The organism is Bacillus sp. R86525 (assembly GCF_042466195.1).
Lineage (GTDB): Bacteria > Bacillota > Bacilli > Bacillales > Bacillaceae_G > Bacillus_A > Bacillus_A nitratireducens.
In genome coordinates, this window is the sequence record NZ_JAXHPX010000007.1 from 4,550,695 (window position 1) to 4,573,013 (window position 22,319).

Genomic DNA, 22,319 nt, shown 5'->3' on the forward strand with positions numbered 1-22,319 from the left:
AATAAAACATATATAATAGAAAAAAGAGGTGAAAAACATGTCAATCGAATCACTATGGAGCTCTCGCTTTCAACAACATATTCAAAATGCCATCACATACTTTGCACGTATGATTAACGGTTTGCTATATAGCTTTATCTTCGTCTCATGTGTAGGTGCATATTATTACGCAAAGTTTCTTAAAACGGATCCTTCTAAAGGAATATCTCTATTGCTTATTACAATCGTCTTAACAGCGATTATAACGAGATGCCCAATACGTACATTTATTCAAAAGCCCGATGCTGTCTATTTACTAGCACTAGAAGAGAAATTAACTTCTTATTTTAAAAAATCTCTTCTATATAATTACATCATTCAGCTTTTCCCTTTAGTATTTACGTTCCTTATTCTCGTACCACTTGCCATGCAATCATTACAATTAACCGTACCTTTTTTATGTACAATCTTTATAATTTTAATGATTCTAAAGGGCTGGAACATATACATACATTGGATATGGCGTGATAGTTATGAAAAAAACATATGGTTTATAGTGCGCGCCTTTTGTAACGCACTTATCATTTACATGCTGTTTTATACTGCAAATGTGATCGTATTAGGCGGACTACTCTTACTTCTTGCTTTCCTGCTTCTATACACGAAGAAACAGCCAACAAAACGAATACCGTGGGAATACGTAATCGACCAAGAAGAAAAAATGGACATACGCTTCTATCAATTCGCTAGCATCTTCACCGATGTTCCGCAAATTAAAAAACAAGTAAACAAAAGAAAATGGCTTACAAATTGGATTGAACCTTTATTACATAAAAAACGAGCAACTTTCTTCTATTTACATACACTAGCATTTTTACGCGGAAATGATTATTTCGGTATATATATTCGCTTAGGATTAATCGGTGCCTTCGCCTTATATTTTATACCAAACATATACGTAAAAGGTGCTATCGCTTATATCGTCCTATATATGATTTCTATGCAACTTCGTTCTCTGTGGAAATATTTTTCGGGAAATATTATTGTAGCATTGTATCCAATTGATACTGAAAAACAAATGAACCAATTTCTTCGCTTAATCTTTATATTGCTAAGCATTCAACTCATTGTATTTTCAAGTATTATACTCATTGCCACAGGACAATTACTACATGCTTTGATTATTATGGTAATCGGAGTACTTTGGATAAAATTTATTATTGTTCCAAAAACAAAGAAACGAATTTCTTCATTTTAACGAAAAAAGAGGCTGCACATCACAGCCTCTTTTTTCGTCCCAAAATTTCTAATCACTTTTCATAGGCAATTCTCATATAGTGAAAATGACTATACAATTCCTATCCATAAGTTAAATAATGATTTTACACATATAAATAAAACAGATGGGAGCCTAACTATGAACAACAATCCACCTTCTCCGCCCCAAGATAACTCCGAAAACAATAGCCGTGATATTACACTGCAAACATTACGTGTCGTCGGACTCATCGTCCTTATTAGTGGTTATATCCTCGTCGCTCTCTCAGAAGTAGGTGAGCTGAAAACCTTATTAACAAGCCCTAACGCCAATCCTGATTTAGCTGAAGTTAATCCGTTTTAAAAATTATATAAAAAGCGAGTCCCAGTATAACTGGTTCGCTTTTATATAGTTTCATCCAATCTGAGAAACCTCCCTCTCATCCTCATACTTCTCTTTCCCAATTGCCTTCATAAATAATAAAATGCTGCTCATACCAACAATAAAGTACAGAGCACTCATGCCCCAAGATGCAATAAACGAGCCTAGCATAACACCTAATGCCCCATTCATTTTTGCCACTTGAAAGACCATTCCGTTAATTGCCATATAAGAACCTCTTGCCTCATTTGGCACCATATCTGCCATTATAGATTGACGAACCGGTACATACATCATCTCTCCTACCGTTTGGAAAAGCCCTGCAATTAATAAGATCCATAAACTATTGCTCATTCCGAGTATTGCAAATCCAATTGTATAAATGAACAAACCTACATATAAGATTTTCAAATCGTTGAAGCTTTTTAGCATTTTAATAAGAAGTGCTGAACATAACACAACTAAAATTGTATTCTCTGCCGATATCCAGCTGAGCATTCGAATACCTGTTAAATCGAATGTAAAACCATTTCCAAATAAAAAGTGCACCGTTTCAAATTCCTTCTGTAAACGTATCCCTAAATAATTATTAATTTGAAACTCTAACGATAGTGTACATATACTTGCTGCACAAAAAATTAAAAACGCTCTATCTTTCATCACGACTTTATAACTATCTGCCATATCTTTTAATACATTTTTCTTCTCTACTGTTTTTCTCGCTACATACACTTCTTCCATATATACAGCCATCACATATAAAGTAATAACTGCAATAACTGTTAATCCGATAAACAATTGCAATCTATAGTTCTCAAATAGTAATCCGCCAAATATTGCTCCAATCGCAATGGATAAGTTAATAGCCCAGTAGTTAATGCTGTACATCACTTTTCGATTTTCAGGTGTACTCACATCTATTAACATCGCTTCCGTCGCTGGATTCATAAGTCCAGATCCTAAGCTATTCACTAACATAAACACAAATGTTAGCCACGGTGAATCTACATAATCTGAGTTTGCAATTCCCATACAAGCAATGGAAACGACTTGTATACTTTGACCAATAATCATCACCTTTTTACGACCGAGCCGATCTCCAACATACCCACCATATAAACCGATAATTAATGAAGCTAGCACATTGATGAGTAATAAAGCACCAGCAATCGCACTACCTAATTTTATTGAAAAATAAATCGCCATAAATGGAAAAATCATTGTGGATACAGTGCGTGTTAAAAACGAAGTTATAATTCTAATTTTTATATTTCGGTGCATACTCCAAAATCCCATTGTTTCCCCCTCCTTATGCTTATTCATTTTACTTTGAAAAAGAGGAAGAAAAAGGTTAGAATATTCTAAAGAGTTTCCCCTTTTATCCCGCATTAACGGGCAGTAAGACCCCCACCTCAAAATTCAGCGAAAGCAAAGAAGTTAGGTGGGAGATCAACTGCCCGTAAAAGCCCGATTGGTTCAACTAATAATCAGTGGGGGATGCCCCCCACTGATTAAAGTTTCACTTTATTATAGAAGGAGGTGTATACATATGAAGATTATGGACTATTACATTAGACTAAGGCTACATGCACAAGATCAACAACATATACGAAATAGCTTACAAGAATTAGCGGATATATTATATTGCAGTACGAAAAACGTAAAAATTTTATTAAAGAAAATGAGTGAGGAGCAATTAATTCGCTGGACTCCAGGGCGTGGGCGCGGGAATAAAACGGAAATTCTATTTATACATAGTCTCGTAGAAGCAATTGAATCCTATACAGATGAACTGTTAGCGCAAGAAAAATTAAAGGATATCTTTCTTCTTTTAAAAGAACCCCTGCCTCTTGCAATTCAAAAAAAGATAGAAAATAAACTACATCATCATTTTGGATACGAACCTTCAAATGATATGTACGACATATTAAAGATTCCTATATCGAGAAAGATATTCCCATTAGATCCGGCCTTTGTCGCTGTAACTACAGAGAGCCATCTTACGAGTCAAATTTTTGATACGTTAGTCGTTTATAATGATGTTACTGAAAAAATGGAGCCACACATTGCACATACGTGGGAATTAAGTGCAGACGGGCTTACGTGGACCTTTTATTTACGAAAGGATATACATTTTCATAACGAAACTATTTTAACTTCTAAAGATGTACAATTTTCATTTGAACGATTAAAGCAAGTTCACTCTCCTTTCGAGTGGTTAACAGAAGAAATTGTTCAAATTGAAACACCATCACCACTGCAAATACGATTTCATTTAGCAAAACCTAACGTTTTTTTCTTACGTTATGTGAGTTCCATGCAACTAGCAATTATGCCACATGATACAGCCGTTCAAAATCATCATTATATAGGTACTGGACCTTTCAGGCTTGCTCATTACTCTGAGGATAATATCGTACTCGAAGCGTTCACCCATTATTTTAAAGAGCGTGCGTTATTAGACCGTATTGAATTTTGGGGTATTCCTGATCATTTGCAAATAGATGCTGATTATGAACTACCAAATGAAGAGGAAAATGAAAGGCATGATATACAAATAGAAGAAATAGGTTGTATTTATGCTAGCTTCAACTTTACAAAACCTGGTCCTCATCACGACATTCACTTTCGAAAAGCTTGGAGAGAACTATATGACGTTGAAACGATACTTCATAGCATAGAGGGTAGACGAACAATTGCTGCATCAAGCTTTTTCCCTGAACGAAGTCGCCAAGCTTCTAAAAGACCTTACTCTTTAGAAAAGGCGAAAGAATATTTAAAAAAGAGCACCTATAATGGAGAAACGATACATATTTACTTCTTCGCATTTAAAGATAGTGCAAATGATGCACATTTCCTAAAAGAACGCTGCGAACAATTAGGAATACACGTAGAACTTCACCCATTTCTCGTTTCAGATTATATGGATCGTTCTATTGATAAACATGCGGATATTATTTTCATGGGGGAAGTATTTGCTACCGATCATGAAATTGCATTTTTAAATGTATTTAAAAATAAAAGTTGCTTCGTAAATCGATTCATGGACCCACACTATGCAAAACAAATTAATTGTTTACTTGATACCTTTTTATTAGAAGACAATAAAGAAAAACGGTATAAACTCATGTATGAGATCGAAGAATTTTTACAAGCAGAACACATCATTTTATTTAACTATCACGTTCTAAAAAGGAAAACATATCCCTCTTCTTTAAAAAATGTAACAATTGATTCATTCGGCTGGGCAAATTTTGCGAAGTTATGGATACAGCCATCCACGTATTAAAATGTGAGTTTTTATAAAGTGAAACTTTAATCAGTGGGGGTTTTGTTCATCCCCACTGATTATTAGTTGAACCAATCGGGCTTTTACGGGCAGTTGATCCCCAACCTAACTTCTTTGCTTCCGCTGAATTTTGAGGTGGGGGTCTTACTGCCCGTTAATGCGGGATAAAAGGAGAAGAACCATGAAAAGCACCCTAGAAAAAAGACTTTCTTATCTATACACAGGTGAGTTATTTTCAGTCATTACTTTTATTTTCACAAGTTACTTACTTAATTATGCTTATCCTACGTTACATTTATATTCCCTATATTCTTTTTGGGTCTCATTTCTTCTTTTAGAGTTTATCTTATTACAAGGAATAATTTACTGGTACGTAAAGTGGAAACGACTAAAAAAAGAGAAAACATCTGTTACGCCTATTAGGATGATTCAATATTTAAAAATACTTAAAAAGATAAATATAGCATTAATTATCACGGGATTTATTACGTTTACTATTGATTTTGTAATTTGGTATCCCCACTTACCTTTAGGTGGGCTATCATTCACTCTATTTATTTATATTTTTGCATTACTTGAGTACATTAACTATTTTCATACTCAGCTTTCATACGATAACATCTCTGATATTAAACATTTAATCAAATCAAAAAAACTAAAACAGTCCTGTATAAGTAAAGATTTTCAACGTATTTCATGAAAGAGAAGGTACTACATCCTTAGTAGTACCTTCTTCACATACAGATACAAGCTATTATTTGATTACTCCATCTAAGTGATCTTTCAAGTTCTCTAAATACTTCTCAACAGTAGGATTCTTCACCACATCATAACAAGCAAAAATCTTTAACGGACTCATACCAAGAAACTTCTGCACACGATGTAAATGACTAAGTGCTGATTCTAAACTTTCTCCTTCAAAGAACTTCGTCTTATCTCCGAATGCTTTTTCAGGTGCGTTCCAAGTTGTAGAAAACATATACTGCTTCTCTTTTAATAAACCGCCTGTTCCATATTCATCTGCACCTTTAAAGAACAGGCCATATTCATATACTTCATCCATATACGTTTTAAATAATCCAGGAACACTAAACCAATAAATTGGTGTTTGATAAATTACAACATCGGCCCATAAAAATTTATCTTGTTCTTCTTTAATATTGTAGCCATCTTGAATCGTTGTTGTTTTCACATGATGATTCTCACTTAATACAGTTACCATATAATCTACTAAAGTTCTATTTAATCGTCCTTCCTTCGTACCGTATTTTTCATGTCCATTTATAATAAAAATATTTTTCATCGCTTTTCTCTCCCTTATATGATCTACTCTTCAGCTATTAAGCCGAGTTGCTGCTTCAGCGTAAGATTATCTTCTAAATGCCAATCTTCCGTTATCTTGCCGTCCTTCACATGCAAAATATCAATTGCAAAAAAATTGATTTTCTTATCATTATGAGTTCCTGTAAAGGAAAGACGAGCCGTTACTTTATCACCAACAACTAATAAAGTGAAACTTTAATCAGTGGGGGGTTCTTTATCCCCCACTGATTATTAGTTGAACCAATCGGGCTTTTACGGGCAGTTGATCCCCCACCTAACACCTTTGCTTTCACTGAATTTTGAGGTGGGGATCTTACTGCCCGTTAATGCGGGATAAATCTTCAATCTCGCAATGTATATCAGGAACGACTTTGCGAAAATTTTGTGCTGCAAACTTTAATCCTTCAGTGCCTTGTGGTCGCCCTTTCGGCAGTGTATTATCGAAAAAATTTTCCGTAACAGTCTGCGGAATAAGCCCCTCTTTACCTGTATCCCAAAATGCATAAAAACGCTGAGCTGCATGCACGATTTCTGTCGCTTCCTTTTTACTTAATGAAGAATCAATTGTCATTGCTTTTGGCTTCGGCATTTCCTTTAATAACTGAATTTCCGTTTTTTGCTCACCACTACATGCTACAAGCACAATACAAATGACAAAAAAACTAAGGAACATAAACAACTTTTTCATACCCATGGAAATCACCTCCTCCTCATACAAACCCTTTGTATTTCGTATTGCTATTGTATATGCACTAACTTCCTTTATGGAAGTAGTGATATTTTTTTCATATAGTTACCAAAAGTATAGTTTTGTGATACGATAAGGAAAATTCATCCGAAAAAAATTTTATGGAGGCTATTTCCATGAGCAATATAGATCCAGTTGTATTAACGAAAGGTTTACCTGGTATACCTTGTCCTATCGCTAAAACGCTTGACGTAATTAGTACAAAATGGACGTTTTTAATCATTCGCGATCTTCTTATCGAAGGGACATTAAGATTTAGCGATTTACAAAAATCAATGGATGGGATTAGTCCGAAAACTTTATCACTTCGCCTAAAAGAATTGGAAGCACAAGGGATTATAACGAGAAAAGTATATCCAGAAGTTCCGCCTCGTGTAGAGTACACTTTAACGGATAAAGGAAAGCAATTAGAGGGAATTTTTATTGAATTAAAGCGGTTTGGATTAAGTTTATAAAACAAAAACCCCTTACCGTCGTAAGGGGTTTTATTACTTCGCAAAACTTTGAGCTAGCTGTTTCTCTCTCCACATAAATGTAATGCCGAGACCAACGATTAAAACAACACCTGAAAATGCATATGGATAATTAATGTTTATATCAAATAATATTCCGCCCATCGCTGGTCCTGCGATATTTCCTAAACTCGTATAAGTCGAGTTCATACCAGCAACGAATCCTTGCTCTTTTCCAGCTGCTTTTGATAAAAACGTCGTTAAAGCTGGACGAAGTAAATCAAATGCTAGGAAAATAAAGCAAGTAACGAGAAGTACAATCCAATAATTAAAGACTACAGTTGAAACGAATGCTAATACTGCACCTACAATTAAACATATTTGAATTAACACTTTTTCACCGAACATGTCGACCAATTTGCCAAACATAAATACTTGCACAACTACCCCAAAGATGGAGCTAATCGTAATAATTGCAGCAATATCTTTCGGTGTGAAACCAAACTTATGATCAGAAAACAGACTAAACACAGTTTCATATGCCGATAATCCGAATGCGAGTACAAATACAATAATAAATGCGATTGCATACATTGGATTTAATGATTTCTTTAAATCCCCGATAAAGCTTGATTCCTTCGTATTAGCAGAAATCTCTGCAAGCTCTTCTTTCGTTAACGGCTCTTTCAAAATAAAGATGGAAATTATACATGCTATAAAGGCAATTGCTGCTGCAACGAAAAACGGCACACGTATACCATACTCTGCAATAAATCCGCCAATTCCAGGCCCTATAATAAAACCAGTACTAATCGCCGCTGATAAATATCCCATCGCCTTTGGACGTTCCTGCATAGATGTAATATCCGCAACATATGCCGTAACACCAGGCATAATAAACGCAGCACTAATTCCGCCTAGCACCCTTGCTGCATAAAGCATCCACACATCTTTTCCTAATCCAAAAAGAAGTTCTGAAACACCAAAAATAAATAATCCAATGATGATCATTTTCTTCCTACCGTAAAGGTCGACCCACCGGCCTGTAATAGGTGACGTAATGAGCTGAGCCATTGCAAACACTGCAACGAGATAGCCCATCGTCTTCCCTGTTAAACTCATGTCATTCATAAAGGACGGCATAACCGGAATAATTAATCCAATCCCTAAAAAAGCGATAAATATATTACTCAAAAGAATGACTAATACCATCTTTTGTTCTTTTATCGGTTTCTTCACTTTTTAACACCTCTTCCCGTAAGTTCCTCAAAAAAATAATGCCCAAGAAGCTTTTTCTTTATCCTGCTATTTGTGGGCTAATCATGAGTAGAGATGCCTCCACTCATTAGAATTTCACACTATCCTTCCACACATACATAAGTATTAGGTGAATGACTATCATTCAGTTTTCCTCAAAAATGAACCTACCTTTTCAGACAGGTTCATCTTACTATTTCTTTATATGTAGTGCATGTGTTAAAAAATCTAGTACTTCTGCCTTTTGTAGCTCGACTTGCTCATCATCTTTATGATCATATAAATAAACTTGTTCCGCTGCTGATTCAACAAGAGCGATAAATAACTTCGCTGTTCGCTCTGCGTGAACCGAATCACGAATTTCACCTGATTCTTTTGCCTCACTTAAAAAGTCACTTAGCCATATATAAAGAGGCTCATATACAGCTTCCCATTCTTTTATATGTTCAGTTGATGCAAGGCCCGCATACATTAACGCTTGTATTTCACGATATTCAGCTATAAAGGTAAATACCGCATCTATTACTTGCTCAACTTTACTTGAAAAAGGTGAATCGTTCTGTACTTTTTCTTTCACTGCAAGTATCATCTTCTCAACCATCACTTCTGCTATTGCAGGCATAACAGATAACTTAGAAGGAAAATATAAATAGAAAGTTCCTTGTGCAATGCCAGCCAATTTCACGATATCAGAAATCTTCGTTTTTTCAACGCCCTTTTCCTGAAACACTTCAATAGCTGCATAGACAATTTTTTCTTTTTTATTCATCATCTAAACCCTTTCACACGCGTATTGAATGACTGTCACTCATTTTATAAAATAACTAGCTGTACTGTCAATCATCGTGCACTTTTCATAATAAAAATCTCCCAACAAATCGTTAGGAGATTTAACTTTAATATCCTTTTCTTATGAAAGAGCCTTTAATCCCGTAACTCCACATACGATAAGAGCCACACTAATCAAACGTGCCTTACTTTTCGATTCACCAAACAGAAACATATTTAATAAAACAGCACCTGCTGTTCCAATGCCAATCCAAACCGCATAAGCTACACTTACTTGTAAGAACAAGAAAGATGTGTATAAGAATGCAAAGGAAGTTGCAAATCCACCTATATAAATTGCTCCATTTGTTAACGTCTTATCTTTACTATACATTTTAAGGCCTATCACACCGACTATTTCACTAATTGCAGCAAAAAACACGAAAATCCAACCCATTTTTAAGCAGCTCCTTTCACAATTTCTTCCGCGGTTTCTTCTTTATTATCAGCCAATTTTAAACCGATCACGCCCGCTACGACCATCACGATAAAGAATAGTTTTCCTACACTGAAACTGCCGCCGAAAAGGAATACATCCATTAGGAAAGTACCTACCGTACCAGCTCCGGCAAACACAGCATATACAGTCCCTGTTGCAAGATGTTCGCACGCTTTAGAAAGAAAATGAAAATCAACAGCAATAACTCCTACAATAATGACCCAATGCCACCAAGTATGAGCTGTATTAAAACCAAACACCCAAAAAATTTCAAAGATACATGTTAATATGACATATAACCAAGCTTTATTTTTCATACTTACCACCTCTTATGACTGACTATCAGTCATTTTCCGTTTTAAAAAAATATACTCTTCAATCACTACTATATAAAAGCAACTATCATCCTCATTTATCATTTATTTCGTTACATAGCTAACTAAATTCAAAAATTATTTAATGTACTTTTAACATCCTTAATCAATGAATTCTCGTCTTCCCTAACCTTCTTGTATGCATCCAAAAATATATTATCAGCACCCTTTCAAAAGTTAAAATGACTGAATGTCATTCATTAATATTGTATGTGAACAATTCACAATATGTCAACTGTAAATTTCCATACTGAATATGGACAGCAGCATAATAAAAAACGAAACACAATACATTTAGGAAAAAATTTCATTTCGGCCTGTATATTTCTCAATAATCTGTTAATAATAAGAGTAACATAATATTTTCTCCATTCCCCCTTGGAGATCCCTTAAAAAGAGTAGTTAGCTTTTGCTAGCTACTCTTTTTTATTTGTCGGCACACTATGGTGAAATACCTATAGATCAAATTTATTTTTCAACGAGTCTTTGTATGCAATAATTTTATTTTCGAGCATCTTCTCTGTAATTACTAAGTTTTCTCTTTGAGTTTGAATAGATTTTTTATGATCTTCTAACAGTTGTAAACGAGCTTCGGTTGTATGTTCCCCTTCTAAATATAATCTAGCGTATTCTCTTATTTTTGCTATAGGCATTTGCGTTTGTTTTAATTTCATTACAAACTGCAACCACTTTATATGCGATTCTTCATACAGTCGATTTCCATTTGTATCGCGGTTTGCAATTAATATGTTCTCTTTTTCATAATAACGTAATGTATGTGTGCTCACTCCTAATAATTTAGCTACCTCGCTAATTGTGTACATACTCATACTCCCTCCACATGCCATTTACCATCATATATTTGACTGCTTTATAAAAAACATTTGACTTAGAGTATACTCTAACAAATAAAATCTAACCATACTAAATTAATTTGAACTTAGGGGGATTTTATATGAAATATACTGTTATTACTGGTGCTAGTTCCGGAATTGGCTATGAATCAGCTTTAGCCTTTGCATCTCGCGGAAAGAACTTAATACTTGTAGCTCGAAGACAAGAAGAATTAGACGGATTAAAATTAAAAATTAACGAAATGCATCCAGAGTTGGATGTTGTCATTCGAAGAACGGATTTATCTATCACGGAAAATGTTTATAAGCTTTATGAAGGCCTACAAACTTTTCAAATTGAAACGTGGATTAACAACGCAGGTTTTGGGAATTTCGCCTCAATTGCTGAACAAAATTTAAATAAAATAGAAACGATGTTGCATGTAAATATAGAAGCACTAACAATACTCTCTTCTCTTTTCGTTCGAGATTATTCCATGGTTGATGGCACACAACTTATTAACGTTTCATCAGGCGGTGGATACACAATTGTTGCTGATGCGGTTACGTATTGCGCTACGAAATTCTATGTAAGTGCATTTACAGAAGGTTTATCTCACGAATTGAAACAACAAGGTGCAAAACTGCAAGCAAAAGTTTTAGCACCTGGTGCAACTGAAACAGAATTTGCAAAACGTTCATTTGATATTGATGAATTCCAATACGATAATGTTGTACCGAAATTCCACACCGCAAAACAAATGGCACAATTTATGCTCGACCTTTATGAGAGCGATAAAGTTGTAGGGCTGGTCGATGGTTCTACTTATAACTATGAGCTTAAAAATCCTATTTTTAATTTTGCAGTGAGACAAACGAATTCAAATTCTTAACAACATCTCATTTCTGACTAAAACATAGATACCCACTATTTCTTAAATAATAGTGGGTCTTTTTTCTCTCTAAAAATTTCACCCAACATACCGTATCATCGCCACCTCATCACAATAATCAACTTTTGGACAATGTCTACAATCAATCCACACTTTTTCTGGTAATGCTTCTCTATTCACAAAATCAAACCCGCACTTTTGAAAAAATTCCGTTTCATATGTTAAAGAAATTACCCTGTTCACTTTTATTTTTGCAGCCTCATTCATTACATGATTCACTAACTTACGCCCGATTCCTTTTCCTGCATATGTATGCGAAACTACTAACGATCGTACTTCTGCAAGATCCTCTCCTAACACATGTAAACCAGCAACTCCAACGATTTCCTCTCCTTCTTTCATAACATATAAACATTGTAAATATTGATAGAGAGATAAAAGAGAACGCGGTAAAACGACTCCCTCTTTTGCATAAGCTTCAATGAGACTATAAATTCCTTCCACATCACTCGTAACCGCATTAAAGATTTTCATATTATATCCCCTTGCCCCGATATTAATATTTATAATTTATAATGAATTTTAATACACAATTTTATATAATAATACATTTCTCCTTTCTCCCCGTCAATCACTTTATACAAACAAAAAACCAAGCAATCTAATCGATGCTCGGTTCCTCATTTCGGATCGGTAATACTGTCGAATATTTAATTTCACGAAGTGCTAAACTCGTCTGTATCCTTGTAATACCAAGCTTATTCAGCTTTCTAATAAACTGCTCCAGTTCTTTACGATCACGATTTGCAACCTTTAATAAATAATCATACTCTCCTGTTAAACAGTGACATTCTAACACTTCTGGCATCGCTTCTAATTCTTTTTCCAACACTTCCAGCTTATCTGATTGATGAATATTCGTACTCATAAAAATGAAGCATAGTAAATCAAAACCAAGCTTTTCTTGATTTAAAATTGCTACTTGCTTATCAATGAACCCTTCTCCATCTAATCTTTTTATTCTTGCATGCATCGCAGCTGGTGATAAATTAACTCGTCGCGCAAGCTCAGCGTTACTTACTTGGGACTCCTTCTGCAATATATCTAAAATTTGTACATCTAAATCATCTAACACTTTAATAACAGACGACTCCATCAAAATTCCCCCTTTTTATTACCGATGATTATTCGAAAAAACACCTCACACCTTACATAAAAATGAATATCTTTCTATAAATCATATTTACAACAAAACATTTTATTGATTTTTAACCATTATACAAAAGAATATATTACACAATAAAGAAAAATGCTAAAATTATTTACAATTCATATTAATTACGGCAAAGGGGATTTTTGTATGCCTTATTTTTACGTCTTTTTACTATTATTAACGAGCTTACTATGGGGAGGAAATTTCGTCGTTGGGAAATCGCTCGTTGATCATGCATCACCAATGACACTGACAAGTTTAAGATGGATAATTGCGATTGTTTGTTTATTACCGATGGTATGGTTTAAAGAAAAAAAAATCGTTCCGCCTCGTGCTGCAATACTTCCGTTAATACTTATGGGCATTTCAGGCGTTGCTCTGTTTAACATTTTTCAATTTTTAGCACTTGAAAAAACATCCGCAACGAATGTAGGTCTCATCTCTACATTGAATGCAATTTCAATTGCACTATTTTCGGTATTATTTCTAAAAGAAAAAGTAAATACTCTTCAAATTTTATCCATGACCCTTTCATTCTTCGGGGTTATCCTCGTCCTATTAAAAGGTGATTTCTCACTTTTATTCTCACTACACTTTAATAGCGGTGATTTATGGATGATTGCGGCTGTTTGTATTTGGGGAATCTATTCTGTTTGTAGTAAATGGGCTACAAAAACCACTACACCACTCATGGCAACATTATATTCTGGTATTTTCGGCGTTATTTTATTACTGCCATTTAACATCGGTAGCTTCACTGTTTCCAATATCAATTCTTCTTTCATTACATCACTTTTATATACAGGATTAATTTCAACAGTACTTTGTATGGTGTTTTGGAATATTGGCGTACAAAAATTAGGCGCTACGACATCAGGGATTTTTCTAAACTTCAATCCGATTTTCACAGCTATTTTAGCATTCCTTTTCCTCGGAGAAGAACTAACATGGATTCAAATTTTCGGTACAATTATCGTCGTGACAGGGTGTTATTTATTTTCTCATTTCAAAACAGTTACTGTTCAGCCAACTAAAGCTTTAATGCGAAAACATTCTTAATCAAACAAACATCGCCATCAAAGTGGCGATGTTTTTATTTACCTTTCATTTCTTTCACATACTTCTTTTCTTCTTCTGGCGATAAACGTTCTGTTGCTTTTCCAGTATCACCACCTTGAATTTCCCACAAAAAGTTATGATCCTCAACCGTTTGTGAAAAGTCTCCTTTCTCCCAACGTTCCAACGTAGAAAGTAGCTCTGCTTTATATTTAAAATTTGTACTGCTTTCTACTGCGTTCTTCGCACTACGAATTTCCTTATTTGTCATTTCGATAAATCACCATTTATCAGAGGATTTCACTTTTTGATGTACCATCCTATGCATTGTAGAAATAATTTCATCTTCACTAACTTGTGGCTTCTCTTCCTTAGCTTTCTTCTCCTGTTGCCCCATTGCTTTTTGTGCTTTAAGACTCTTCTCCTCTTCCTCTATATAATTAAGAAGTTTAGTAGCACCGAATACAGCTCCTATCGCAATTACAATCATTGTAATTGTCCCTATTATCCATTTTTTCATATTATGTACTCCCCATTCCCCTAATAATTACATAAACAAATGGAATCGCCTGCGCACAGCCGATTCCATTTGTTTCCTTATTTCATTTTAAACCTTCATCGCTTCTCGTACAATAAAACTATCCACATATTGCTTGAATTTTACAATTTTTTCATTTTCAAGCTGCCATACATGAACGAATTCTGCTTCAAACGATTTTCCCGTTTCTTTATAAACTCCTGAATAAACACCTTCAGTAATAATTACATCTTTTTCGTTTACTTCATGGTACGTATTTACACTCGCTTTATAGTTATCCCACTCTGATCCTAAACGGCTAAATACATTTTCCATTATAGCTTCTACACCTATATACGTTCCGCCATAAGGAAAACCTTCTGCCTCTGTCCATTCTACTTTTTCGGAGAGGGCTTCCGCTAAATGTTTTGCATTCGAAGAAGCTGGTCCTTCATATGTGCTTCGAATAATTTCTAAATTTGATCTAGGCATAGTACTTCCTCCCTCGTTTATTTATTCTTCACACAAGATGTAACCGCATAAGTTACATCTTACATAAAAAAATATTCAAATCATTTTATTCTTAATCCAGTTATTGTAACTATTATAGTTACAATAACTCTTTAAGTCAACAATTTATAAATAAAATTTACTTCGTTTTCATTACTTTCTCTTTTAAGAAACGATCTACATATCCTTCTGCTTTTACAACGAATAAATACGCACCCATTGATAATAATGCAAGATCTAATTCATATCCTGGATTCTTTCCATCTCCTAATAATCCTGCTGCTCCATTTACCTTTACGATAGCTCCAGCTAAAATAAGAGCGAATAACAATCCTACGTATCTGACACCTAAACCGATAATTAATAATATACCACCTACTAATTCAACTGTCGCTACGCCATATGCAAGACCACCTGGTAAACCGATGCTTGTAAACCATCCTGCTACGTTATCTATACCTGATTGAAACTTTGCTAAACCGTGTGCAAAGAACGTTACTCCTAACACGATACGAATAATTAAATTTCCAATATATTGGTTCATTTTAAACTCTCCTTTTTTGTTTTGTTATGGTGAACATTTATTCACAAGACAAAACAATACGGTATTTCTTTTCATTCGTCAAATGCTTTTTTTAAAGAAAACAAAAAACATTATCCGTTTTACGAATAATGTCTTTTATAAAATAGCGCTACTTCAAGCTTTTACTCTATCACACAGAAAAAGTTGAAACTTTTTTCCAGCGCCAACATAAGACAATAAAGGCAGGTCCTCTTCTACAACCATTCCAACAACATTCACTCTCTCATCTACAGGCAAATCATTTACAACAATTTGCATCTCTCCTGCATATCTACCGTACAATTCATTATCAATTGTAATGCTGCCTTTCTTTCTTGAAATTGTATGCATCGGTTGTAATACAACTTTATTTTCTTCGCGCGATTCTACAGAACGAATGACATCACGAGCTGGATCTAGTCTATTTGTATGCACTTGTTCTACCATTTTTAATACTTCTCTTTCCTTTATCGATGGTTCATATCGCACTGGAATAATTCCTCTACTCGCACTCGCTATTTCTTGTACACTTTCTAGACTTCCGCTTATATCCCCGATTAACACCTTATCGACACCACAATCTTGCACAAGTTCTAAATACGCTTCAAGCGGCCGCATATAGCGGTGTTTTTCTAATGTCGGTAAACCTTCATATAATGGACCGCGTTTTTCACCATCTCCCGGAATAAATGCCATCGTTTTTATTCCGCACTCATGTAAATACTTATTTTGTTTTTGTAAAAACGACTTTGCTAGTCCTGTTTCTGGACGCGGGTAAAAATTATGCCACGCTTCTACACGATTTACTCGGATATTTTCCGTAAGTAACTCTCTCCAAAATGATTCTGTAATCGTACTCGCATTTAAAGCTACTTTCATCTTATGGGATACGCGTGCAATTTCTTTCGGCGTAATGCCATAATCCATTCTTAAACCAGTAATGCCCCACTCCACTAACTCTTCTACATTTTCGTACGTCATCCCTAAATGGTGTAACGATTTTGGAGAAACATCGACCATTAATTCCATTTCATTTTCAAGAGCCTGCTTCCCAAGTATTTGAATTAACTCTTTATACGTACCAGGATCATCCTCTGGTATATGAAGTGATGTGAAAATAGATGAAAAAACGTTTTCCTTCGCTACTTTTAGCCACTCTTCTTGTTTCTTTACTCGCTCTTTTGCAAGATAAATTGAAACTCCTATCATATGAATCTCCCTTTCTATGAATAAAAAAAGAGAAAGGAATCCCTTTCTCTATATGTTTTCTGCCATTTCTTCTTTAAAGCCAAAGAAGTACGTAAAGATGAAACCGAAAGTATATGCCACTACTAATCCAAGGAAATATAATAAATATTTATTATCAGCAATTAACGGAATTAAAGATAATCCTGATACACCGATTCCGAGTGCGGCTGTTTTCATAACTGCTTGGAATGCACCACCGACAGCTGCACCTAAACAAGCAGTAAGAAACGGTTTCCCAAGTGGTAAAGTAACCCCGTATAATAACGGTTCGCCAATTCCTAAAAAACCAACTGGTAATGCACCTTTAATCACATTACGAAGTCGTTTGTTTTTTGTTTTCACAAAAATCGCAATCGCTGCTCCTACTTGCCCAGCGCCTGCCATTGCGAGTACTGGTAATAAAGGCGTTACGTGAGTTTGATTAATAAATTCCATATGAATCGGTGTTAAACCGTGATGCAATCCGACCATAACGAGAGGTAAAAATGTTCCGGCAAGCACAGCTCCCGCAAACGCTCCGCCAATATTTAAAATCCCATTAATTCCGCTTGTAATTCCTTCAGATAAGAAACCTGCTACCGGCTGAATTGCTAACATCGTTACGATACTTACGACTAACACAGTAATAAGCGGTGTCACGATAATATCAACTGCATTTGGCACAGCTTTTCGAACTTGTCTTTCCACTACAACCATAAGCCATGCTGCAAAAATAACTGCAAATAATCCACCCCGTCCGGGTACGAGCGCTTCACCGAATAATTTTACAGTCGCCATCGCCGGGTTAAAAATTAAAATACCAGCAATTGCCCCAAGAACTGGTGTCCCGCCAAATTCTTTCGCTGTATTCCAACCGACTAAAATGCCTAAGAATGTAAAGATACCGCCGCCAATGAGTAGTAACATTTGTAGCCACGTTGCATTCGGATCGGCACCTGCATTTTTCGCAAAGTTAGCAACCCCGTTTATAATTCCTGACGCAACAAGACCAGGAATTAACGGAATGAAAATACTTCCTATTTTTCTTAAAAAGTTTTTCACTGGCGTATTATTTTTATTCTTAATCTCTGACTTCATCTCTTGCCCAAGGTCTTCAAGGTGATGATCTGCCACCTCACCAATTCGCAGTCCCGTTAAACCTTCCATTTCAGCTGCTACTTTATTTACTGTCCCTGGTCCAACAACAACTTGAAGCGTCTCATCTTCAATAACGCCCATAACCCCTTCAACCTTTTTCAAAAGGTCCATATTCACTTTACTTTCATCATGAAGCGTTAATCGCAGTCTCGTCATACAATGAGCAATGCCACGAATATTTTTTACTCCCCCAAGTTGCTCTGAAATCTCTTTGGCCATTCTCTCTTCTTTCTTCATAATAGAATCCCCCTCCCTATTATTTTATAGTGCCTTCTTCACAAACCCTTTCGCTTCTTTTAATTTCTCCAGTGCTCCCCCATACTCACACTGTAGCAATACCATAACAATCGCAGCTTTCACATTACGTTCTGCATTTTCATAATACTCCGCTGCTACTTCATAGCTAACCCCTGTTGCTTCCACAATAATTCGTTTTGATCGTTCTACTAACTTTTCATTTGTAGATTGAACATCTACCATTAAGTTTTTATATACTTTCCCAACACCAATCATAGAAGCTGTTGAAATCATATTAAGCACTAATTTTTGCGCTGTACCAGCCTTCAAACGCGTTGAGCCTGTTAAAATTTCTGCGCCTGTTTCTACTTCCACATTTAGTTTTGCATATTTACTTATTTCAGCATTTTTATTACAAGAGATACTAGCTGTACTCGCTCCCACGCTGCCTGCGTACTTCAAGCCGCCAATTACATAAGGAGTTCGGCCACTTGCCGCAATTCCAATCACTGTATCTTTCTCGTTTAATCCAATACTTTTTAAATCTTCTTCTGCTAACTCTTCACGATCTTCGGCACCTTCCACCGCCTTAGTAAACGCTTTCAATCCACCTGCTATAAATCCTTGTACCATTTTATCATCTGTGCCAAATGTCGGCGGGCATTCCACTGCATCTAAAATACCTAAACGACCACTCGTACCAGCACCAATGTAAATTAATCGGCCCTCTTCTTCAAAAGATTGAATAACAGCCCCTACAACCTTTTCGATTTCTTCTATTTCATTTTCAACTGCTAATGAAACAGTTCGATCTTCTTGATTCATACTTTGTAGCACTTCTTTTATGCTCATCTCATCCAAATTCATCGTCTTCTCATTACGATGTTCTGTAGATAAATTTTCTAACATATTACCACCTACTTTGAAATTTAATTTCATACTTTTATTATAACTTCAAGAAATTTAAAATCAATATTACTTTATTATTTTATGAAATTTTATTTCTCTTCATGACGAATTTATGTCAGTATACAAAAAAAGATGGGTTTCCCCATCTTCTCATTTTAACTTCCGTAACCGCAGAGCTTCTTCTCTTGTCTCCATAAATTGATCCAACACTTTATTACCAATACGATTAAAAGTAATCACATATAAAGCATCAATCATATTCAGTTGTGTCATTCTCGAAGCAATACTCGCAATACGATGATCTTGTTCTACATCTGGCATACAAAGACGAATGTCTGCCTCTTTATATAACGGTGATGATTGATCAAGCTTCGTAATTCCGATAACAGTTGCACCTTGTCTCTTCGCATATTGCGCCATTTCAAGTACATCTTTCGTACGACCAGATGTTGAAATCGCAACAAATATATCGCCTTCTTTTAAATTCGTCACAAGCGGCAACATCATATGAAAATCAGATAGCATCATCGCTGTAAATCCGAGCCTTGTAAATTTATAAGCTCCATCCATCGCCGGAGTAGCTGATCCGCCTACTCCGTAAAATATAATTTTATCTGCATTTACAATAAGGTCTGCTGCTTTCTCAAGTTCCTTCTTATCTATCGCAGTAACGCTCGCCTCAATTGCAGCTTTATTCACATATGTAACTTTATTAAACAAATCATACGGTCCATCTTCCGTATTCATCACTGAAAAATCATTAATATTATAATCAGCAATCGTTAATTCACGAACGAGCGCTATCTTAAATGCTTTAAAGCTTCCGATTCCAATCGATTTACAAAAGCGAACAACACTCGCCTCACTTGCACCTGCATTCGTTGACACTTCTTTCGTCGTTAAATTCGGAACAATCTCTGCATTCCCCATTATGTATATGGCAATCTTCTTTTCAGCTGGTGAAAATTGATCCATATTACTTTCAATTTTAAATAGTAATGTTGAAGCTTTCACCATTTAACCTCCACTTCTTACGGTTGCGTATATTCTCTAATATCATTTGTATCATATAGATAAAAACCATCATTACCAGGTGGATGGTGAACAATTACAGTTCGATTTCCTTTTTTATATGACGTTATTTCACCTTCAGACTTCTGTTTTTCCCAACCACCTATCCAAATTGCAAAGTCAGGTACAAAAGCAGTGTACTTATAGTCTTTCGGGTTTTCGTCTTCTACATAGGAAGAAAAAATAGAAACTGGAAAATCTTTCACTTTTGATTCTTTCCATGCGGTAAATGGTATGCATAATGCAATAAGTATGATTACACCTATAACTTTCCCCTTTGTAATCTTCACACTTCCCTCTCCTTGTCATATCACATACATAGATTTTACCATAATTCAAAACCTTTCATGCCACATGACCATTGCTTTTTGCAATAAAAAAAGAGCTTACCTACATCAGATAAGCTCTTTTCTTCTATACAAAATACTTCTTCAAAAGCGGCGGCGTAATAATCGTCGTCAATATAACAACAATAACAATCGCTGTGAAATTTTCTTTCGCTAATAAATTTGCCGCAAGCCCATTCGCTGCGATGATAAGCGCCACTTCTCCGCGCGAAACCATCCCCGCACCGATACTAATAGAAGATTGAAGGTTGAACCCTGTCAGTCTTGCCCCTAAACCTGATCCGATTAACTTTGTAAAAATCGCAATAAGCGTCATGATGATAATGAACCAAAGCTGGCTTCCGATACCTTGAAATGTAATTTCCATTCCAATACTTACGAAGAACACCGGTACAAATATCGCATAAGCAATCGGTTCAATTTTATGCTCTACCTCATGTTTATACTCTGTTTGAGAAATCGCAATCCCTGCTGCAAAAGCCCCAATAATACCTGCAATTCCCATCATTTCACTGTAATACGAAAAAGAGAAACAAATAATAAGAGCTGCACTAATTAATGCTTCTGTTACACGAAGTGGTACGAGCATTTTCATAATCCATGGAACAACTTTCCAAGAAATGAAAACGATACTTACAAAAAAGATAATTTTCTTTGCAATGACAAGCGTTACATTTACATCTTGTGTACCTAAAAAACTCATCACAAATGCTAATAAAATAACAACAATTACATCATCAAATACAGCTGCCCCTAAAATCGTTGTACTTTCTCTCGTATTCATTTTCCCTAAATCTCTTAGTGTTTGAACAGAAATACTAACCGAAGTGGCACAAAGTAATAACCCTAAAAAGATTGCATGCGACTGTAACATTCCAAACGCAAGTCCTGCTAAATACCCACCAAGGAACGGGAAAATAATTCCTCCCATCGCTACTGCGAATGCAGATTTCAAATTCCGATTTAACTCTTCTAAATCTGTTTCAAGCCCCGCCATAAACATAAGTAGCAAAACACCAATCTCGCTAAGTTCATCAATAAGTTCTGAACTATTAATAATACCAAGCACAGCAGGACCGATAATAATACCAACAATTAATTTACCAAGTACAGAAGGCTGGCCGAGTCTCACGCTAATATCACCAGCTAATTTCGTACAAAGTAAAATGACGACAAGTTCAAAATAAAATAACATAGCATCTTCTCCTACTATATAAAGTGAAACTTTAATGAGTGGTTTTGTCACTCTGTTAACCCTCGTCCATTCCTGCAAGTAGTTTCCCCTATTCATTCGCATTTTATTTGTCACATTTTTATTTGACAAAATATTCTGAATTATAATAAAATTAATCCAGAAATTTCAAAAAACTACATACCATAACTGTACCTTTATTCACTTACGTACTCTTTTCCAATGGATTCACACTATTCGCAGTTATGGAGATGAAAAACGGGAGG

At 35.4% G+C, this 22,319-nt stretch carries 24 protein-coding genes and 3 pseudogenes; 7 read left to right on the forward strand and 20 right to left on the reverse strand.

Annotation, left to right across the window (positions count from 1 at the left end):
• The first annotated feature begins 37 nt into the window (after positions 1-37).
• The gene (locus SJY24_RS26130) at positions 38-1,237 is read left to right on the forward strand and encodes an ABC transporter permease (RefSeq protein WP_377866730.1); all 1,200 of its coding nucleotides are present in this window, start codon (positions 38-40) and stop codon (positions 1,235-1,237) included.
• Positions 1,238-1,396: 159 nt separating this feature from the next.
• Complete coding sequence (locus SJY24_RS26135) at positions 1,397-1,600, forward strand: hypothetical protein (RefSeq protein ID WP_377866731.1); 204 nt, start codon at positions 1,397-1,399, stop codon at positions 1,598-1,600.
• Positions 1,601-1,651: 51 nt separating this feature from the next.
• On the opposite strand, the gene SJY24_RS26140 is transcribed toward SJY24_RS26135, so the two are convergent.
• Positions 1,652-2,914 carry an MDR family MFS transporter gene (locus SJY24_RS26140; RefSeq protein ID WP_377866732.1) on the reverse strand — a complete coding sequence of 421 codons (1,263 nt, stop codon included), beginning with the start codon at positions 2,912-2,914 and terminating at the stop codon, positions 1,652-1,654.
• Between the two features lie 253 nt (positions 2,915-3,167).
• On the opposite strand from SJY24_RS26140, the gene SJY24_RS26145 reads away from it, so the two are divergent.
• Together SJY24_RS26145 and SJY24_RS26150 are read left to right on the forward strand one after the other, a co-directional pair.
• On the forward strand, positions 3,168-4,907 hold the full coding sequence (locus tag SJY24_RS26145; RefSeq protein WP_377866733.1) for an SgrR family transcriptional regulator: 1,740 nt from the start codon (positions 3,168-3,170) through the stop codon (positions 4,905-4,907).
• Positions 4,908-5,088: 181 nt separating this feature from the next.
• Positions 5,089-5,607, forward strand: coding sequence for a general stress protein (locus SJY24_RS26150; protein WP_377866734.1), 519 nt, complete (start codon positions 5,089-5,091; stop codon positions 5,605-5,607).
• Positions 5,608-5,661: 54 nt separating this feature from the next.
• On the opposite strand, the gene SJY24_RS26155 is transcribed toward SJY24_RS26150, so the two are convergent.
• The 3 genes and pseudogenes from SJY24_RS26155 to SJY24_RS26165 form a co-directional block, all read right to left on the reverse strand.
• Entirely contained in the window at positions 5,662-6,210 is a 549-nt protein-coding gene (locus tag SJY24_RS26155; protein ID WP_377866735.1) for an NAD(P)H-dependent oxidoreductase, read from the reverse strand.
• 23 nt (positions 6,211-6,233) lie between these two features.
• Positions 6,234-6,416, reverse strand: a pseudogene (locus SJY24_RS26160) (ester cyclase); the annotation flags it as partial.
• A 151-nt stretch (positions 6,417-6,567) separates the two neighbouring features.
• Positions 6,568-6,924 (reverse strand): annotated as a pseudogene (locus SJY24_RS26165) (ester cyclase); the annotation flags it as partial.
• A gap of 170 nt (positions 6,925-7,094) precedes the next feature.
• Here SJY24_RS26165 and SJY24_RS26170 point away from each other — a divergent pair.
• Entirely contained in the window at positions 7,095-7,433 is a 339-nt protein-coding gene (locus SJY24_RS26170) for a winged helix-turn-helix transcriptional regulator (protein WP_002166316.1), read from the forward strand.
• A gap of 33 nt (positions 7,434-7,466) precedes the next feature.
• On the opposite strand, the gene SJY24_RS26175 is transcribed toward SJY24_RS26170, so the two are convergent.
• From SJY24_RS26175 to SJY24_RS26195, 5 genes are all read right to left on the reverse strand, one after another.
• Positions 7,467-8,669, reverse strand: a complete 1,203-nt coding sequence (locus tag SJY24_RS26175; protein WP_377866736.1) for an MFS transporter — start codon at positions 8,667-8,669, stop codon at positions 7,467-7,469.
• A 211-nt stretch (positions 8,670-8,880) separates the two neighbouring features.
• Positions 8,881-9,459 (reverse strand): TetR/AcrR family transcriptional regulator, encoded by a 579-nt coding sequence (locus SJY24_RS26180; RefSeq protein ID WP_002063960.1) that lies wholly within the window; start codon positions 9,457-9,459, stop codon positions 8,881-8,883.
• A gap of 138 nt (positions 9,460-9,597) precedes the next feature.
• Positions 9,598-9,912, reverse strand: a complete 315-nt coding sequence (locus tag SJY24_RS26185) for a DMT family transporter (RefSeq protein WP_002063959.1) — start codon at positions 9,910-9,912, stop codon at positions 9,598-9,600.
• A 2-nt stretch (positions 9,913-9,914) separates the two neighbouring features.
• Positions 9,915-10,271 carry a DMT family transporter gene (locus SJY24_RS26190; RefSeq protein WP_000790622.1) on the reverse strand — a complete coding sequence of 119 codons (357 nt, stop codon included), beginning with the start codon at positions 10,269-10,271 and terminating at the stop codon, positions 9,915-9,917.
• 512 nt (positions 10,272-10,783) lie between these two features.
• Complete coding sequence (locus SJY24_RS26195; protein WP_377866737.1) at positions 10,784-11,152, reverse strand: MerR family transcriptional regulator; 369 nt, start codon at positions 11,150-11,152, stop codon at positions 10,784-10,786.
• Positions 11,153-11,283: 131 nt separating this feature from the next.
• Here SJY24_RS26195 and SJY24_RS26200 point away from each other — a divergent pair, with 131 nt between their 5' ends.
• The gene (locus SJY24_RS26200) at positions 11,284-12,054 is read left to right on the forward strand and encodes an SDR family NAD(P)-dependent oxidoreductase (protein ID WP_377866738.1); all 771 of its coding nucleotides are present in this window, start codon (positions 11,284-11,286) and stop codon (positions 12,052-12,054) included.
• A 78-nt stretch (positions 12,055-12,132) separates the two neighbouring features.
• Here SJY24_RS26200 and SJY24_RS26205 read toward each other — a convergent pair whose 3' ends face one another.
• Both SJY24_RS26205 and SJY24_RS26210 read right to left on the reverse strand, forming a co-directional pair.
• Positions 12,133-12,588, reverse strand: coding sequence for an N-acetyltransferase (locus SJY24_RS26205; protein ID WP_377866739.1), 456 nt, complete (start codon positions 12,586-12,588; stop codon positions 12,133-12,135).
• A 127-nt stretch (positions 12,589-12,715) separates the two neighbouring features.
• The gene (locus SJY24_RS26210) at positions 12,716-13,210 is read right to left on the reverse strand and encodes an Lrp/AsnC family transcriptional regulator (protein ID WP_000446106.1); all 495 of its coding nucleotides are present in this window, start codon (positions 13,208-13,210) and stop codon (positions 12,716-12,718) included.
• A gap of 204 nt (positions 13,211-13,414) precedes the next feature.
• Here SJY24_RS26210 and SJY24_RS26215 point away from each other — a divergent pair, with 204 nt between their 5' ends.
• On the forward strand, positions 13,415-14,326 hold the full coding sequence (locus SJY24_RS26215) for a DMT family transporter (protein ID WP_377866740.1): 912 nt from the start codon (positions 13,415-13,417) through the stop codon (positions 14,324-14,326).
• 34 nt (positions 14,327-14,360) lie between these two features.
• Here SJY24_RS26215 and SJY24_RS26220 read toward each other — a convergent pair.
• From SJY24_RS26220 to SJY24_RS26260, 9 genes and pseudogenes are all read right to left on the reverse strand, one after another.
• Positions 14,361-14,843 (reverse strand): annotated as a pseudogene (locus tag SJY24_RS26220) (PRK06770 family protein).
• Between the two features lie 87 nt (positions 14,844-14,930).
• Complete coding sequence (locus SJY24_RS26225) at positions 14,931-15,332, reverse strand: nuclear transport factor 2 family protein (protein ID WP_377866741.1); 402 nt, start codon at positions 15,330-15,332, stop codon at positions 14,931-14,933.
• A gap of 157 nt (positions 15,333-15,489) precedes the next feature.
• Entirely contained in the window at positions 15,490-15,894 is a 405-nt protein-coding gene (locus SJY24_RS26230) for a DoxX family protein (RefSeq protein WP_001077751.1), read from the reverse strand.
• Positions 15,895-16,047: 153 nt separating this feature from the next.
• Positions 16,048-17,121, reverse strand: a complete 1,074-nt coding sequence (locus SJY24_RS26235; RefSeq protein WP_377866742.1) for a DUF871 domain-containing protein — start codon at positions 17,119-17,121, stop codon at positions 16,048-16,050.
• Between the two features lie 48 nt (positions 17,122-17,169).
• Positions 17,170-18,534 carry a PTS transporter subunit EIIC gene (locus tag SJY24_RS26240; protein WP_377866743.1) on the reverse strand — a complete coding sequence of 455 codons (1,365 nt, stop codon included), beginning with the start codon at positions 18,532-18,534 and terminating at the stop codon, positions 17,170-17,172.
• A 24-nt stretch (positions 18,535-18,558) separates the two neighbouring features.
• The gene (murQ, locus tag SJY24_RS26245) at positions 18,559-19,443 is read right to left on the reverse strand and encodes an N-acetylmuramic acid 6-phosphate etherase (protein WP_377866744.1); all 885 of its coding nucleotides are present in this window, start codon (positions 19,441-19,443) and stop codon (positions 18,559-18,561) included.
• Positions 19,444-19,593: 150 nt separating this feature from the next.
• The gene (locus tag SJY24_RS26250; RefSeq protein WP_377866745.1) at positions 19,594-20,457 is read right to left on the reverse strand and encodes a MurR/RpiR family transcriptional regulator; all 864 of its coding nucleotides are present in this window, start codon (positions 20,455-20,457) and stop codon (positions 19,594-19,596) included.
• 17 nt (positions 20,458-20,474) lie between these two features.
• A complete protein-coding gene (locus tag SJY24_RS26255; RefSeq protein ID WP_377866746.1) occupies positions 20,475-20,804 on the reverse strand; it encodes an outer surface protein in 330 nt (109 codons plus the stop codon).
• A gap of 124 nt (positions 20,805-20,928) precedes the next feature.
• Positions 20,929-22,152, reverse strand: a complete 1,224-nt coding sequence (locus SJY24_RS26260) for a cation:proton antiporter (protein ID WP_377867313.1) — start codon at positions 22,150-22,152, stop codon at positions 20,929-20,931.
• Positions 22,153-22,319: the final 167 nt, after the last annotated feature.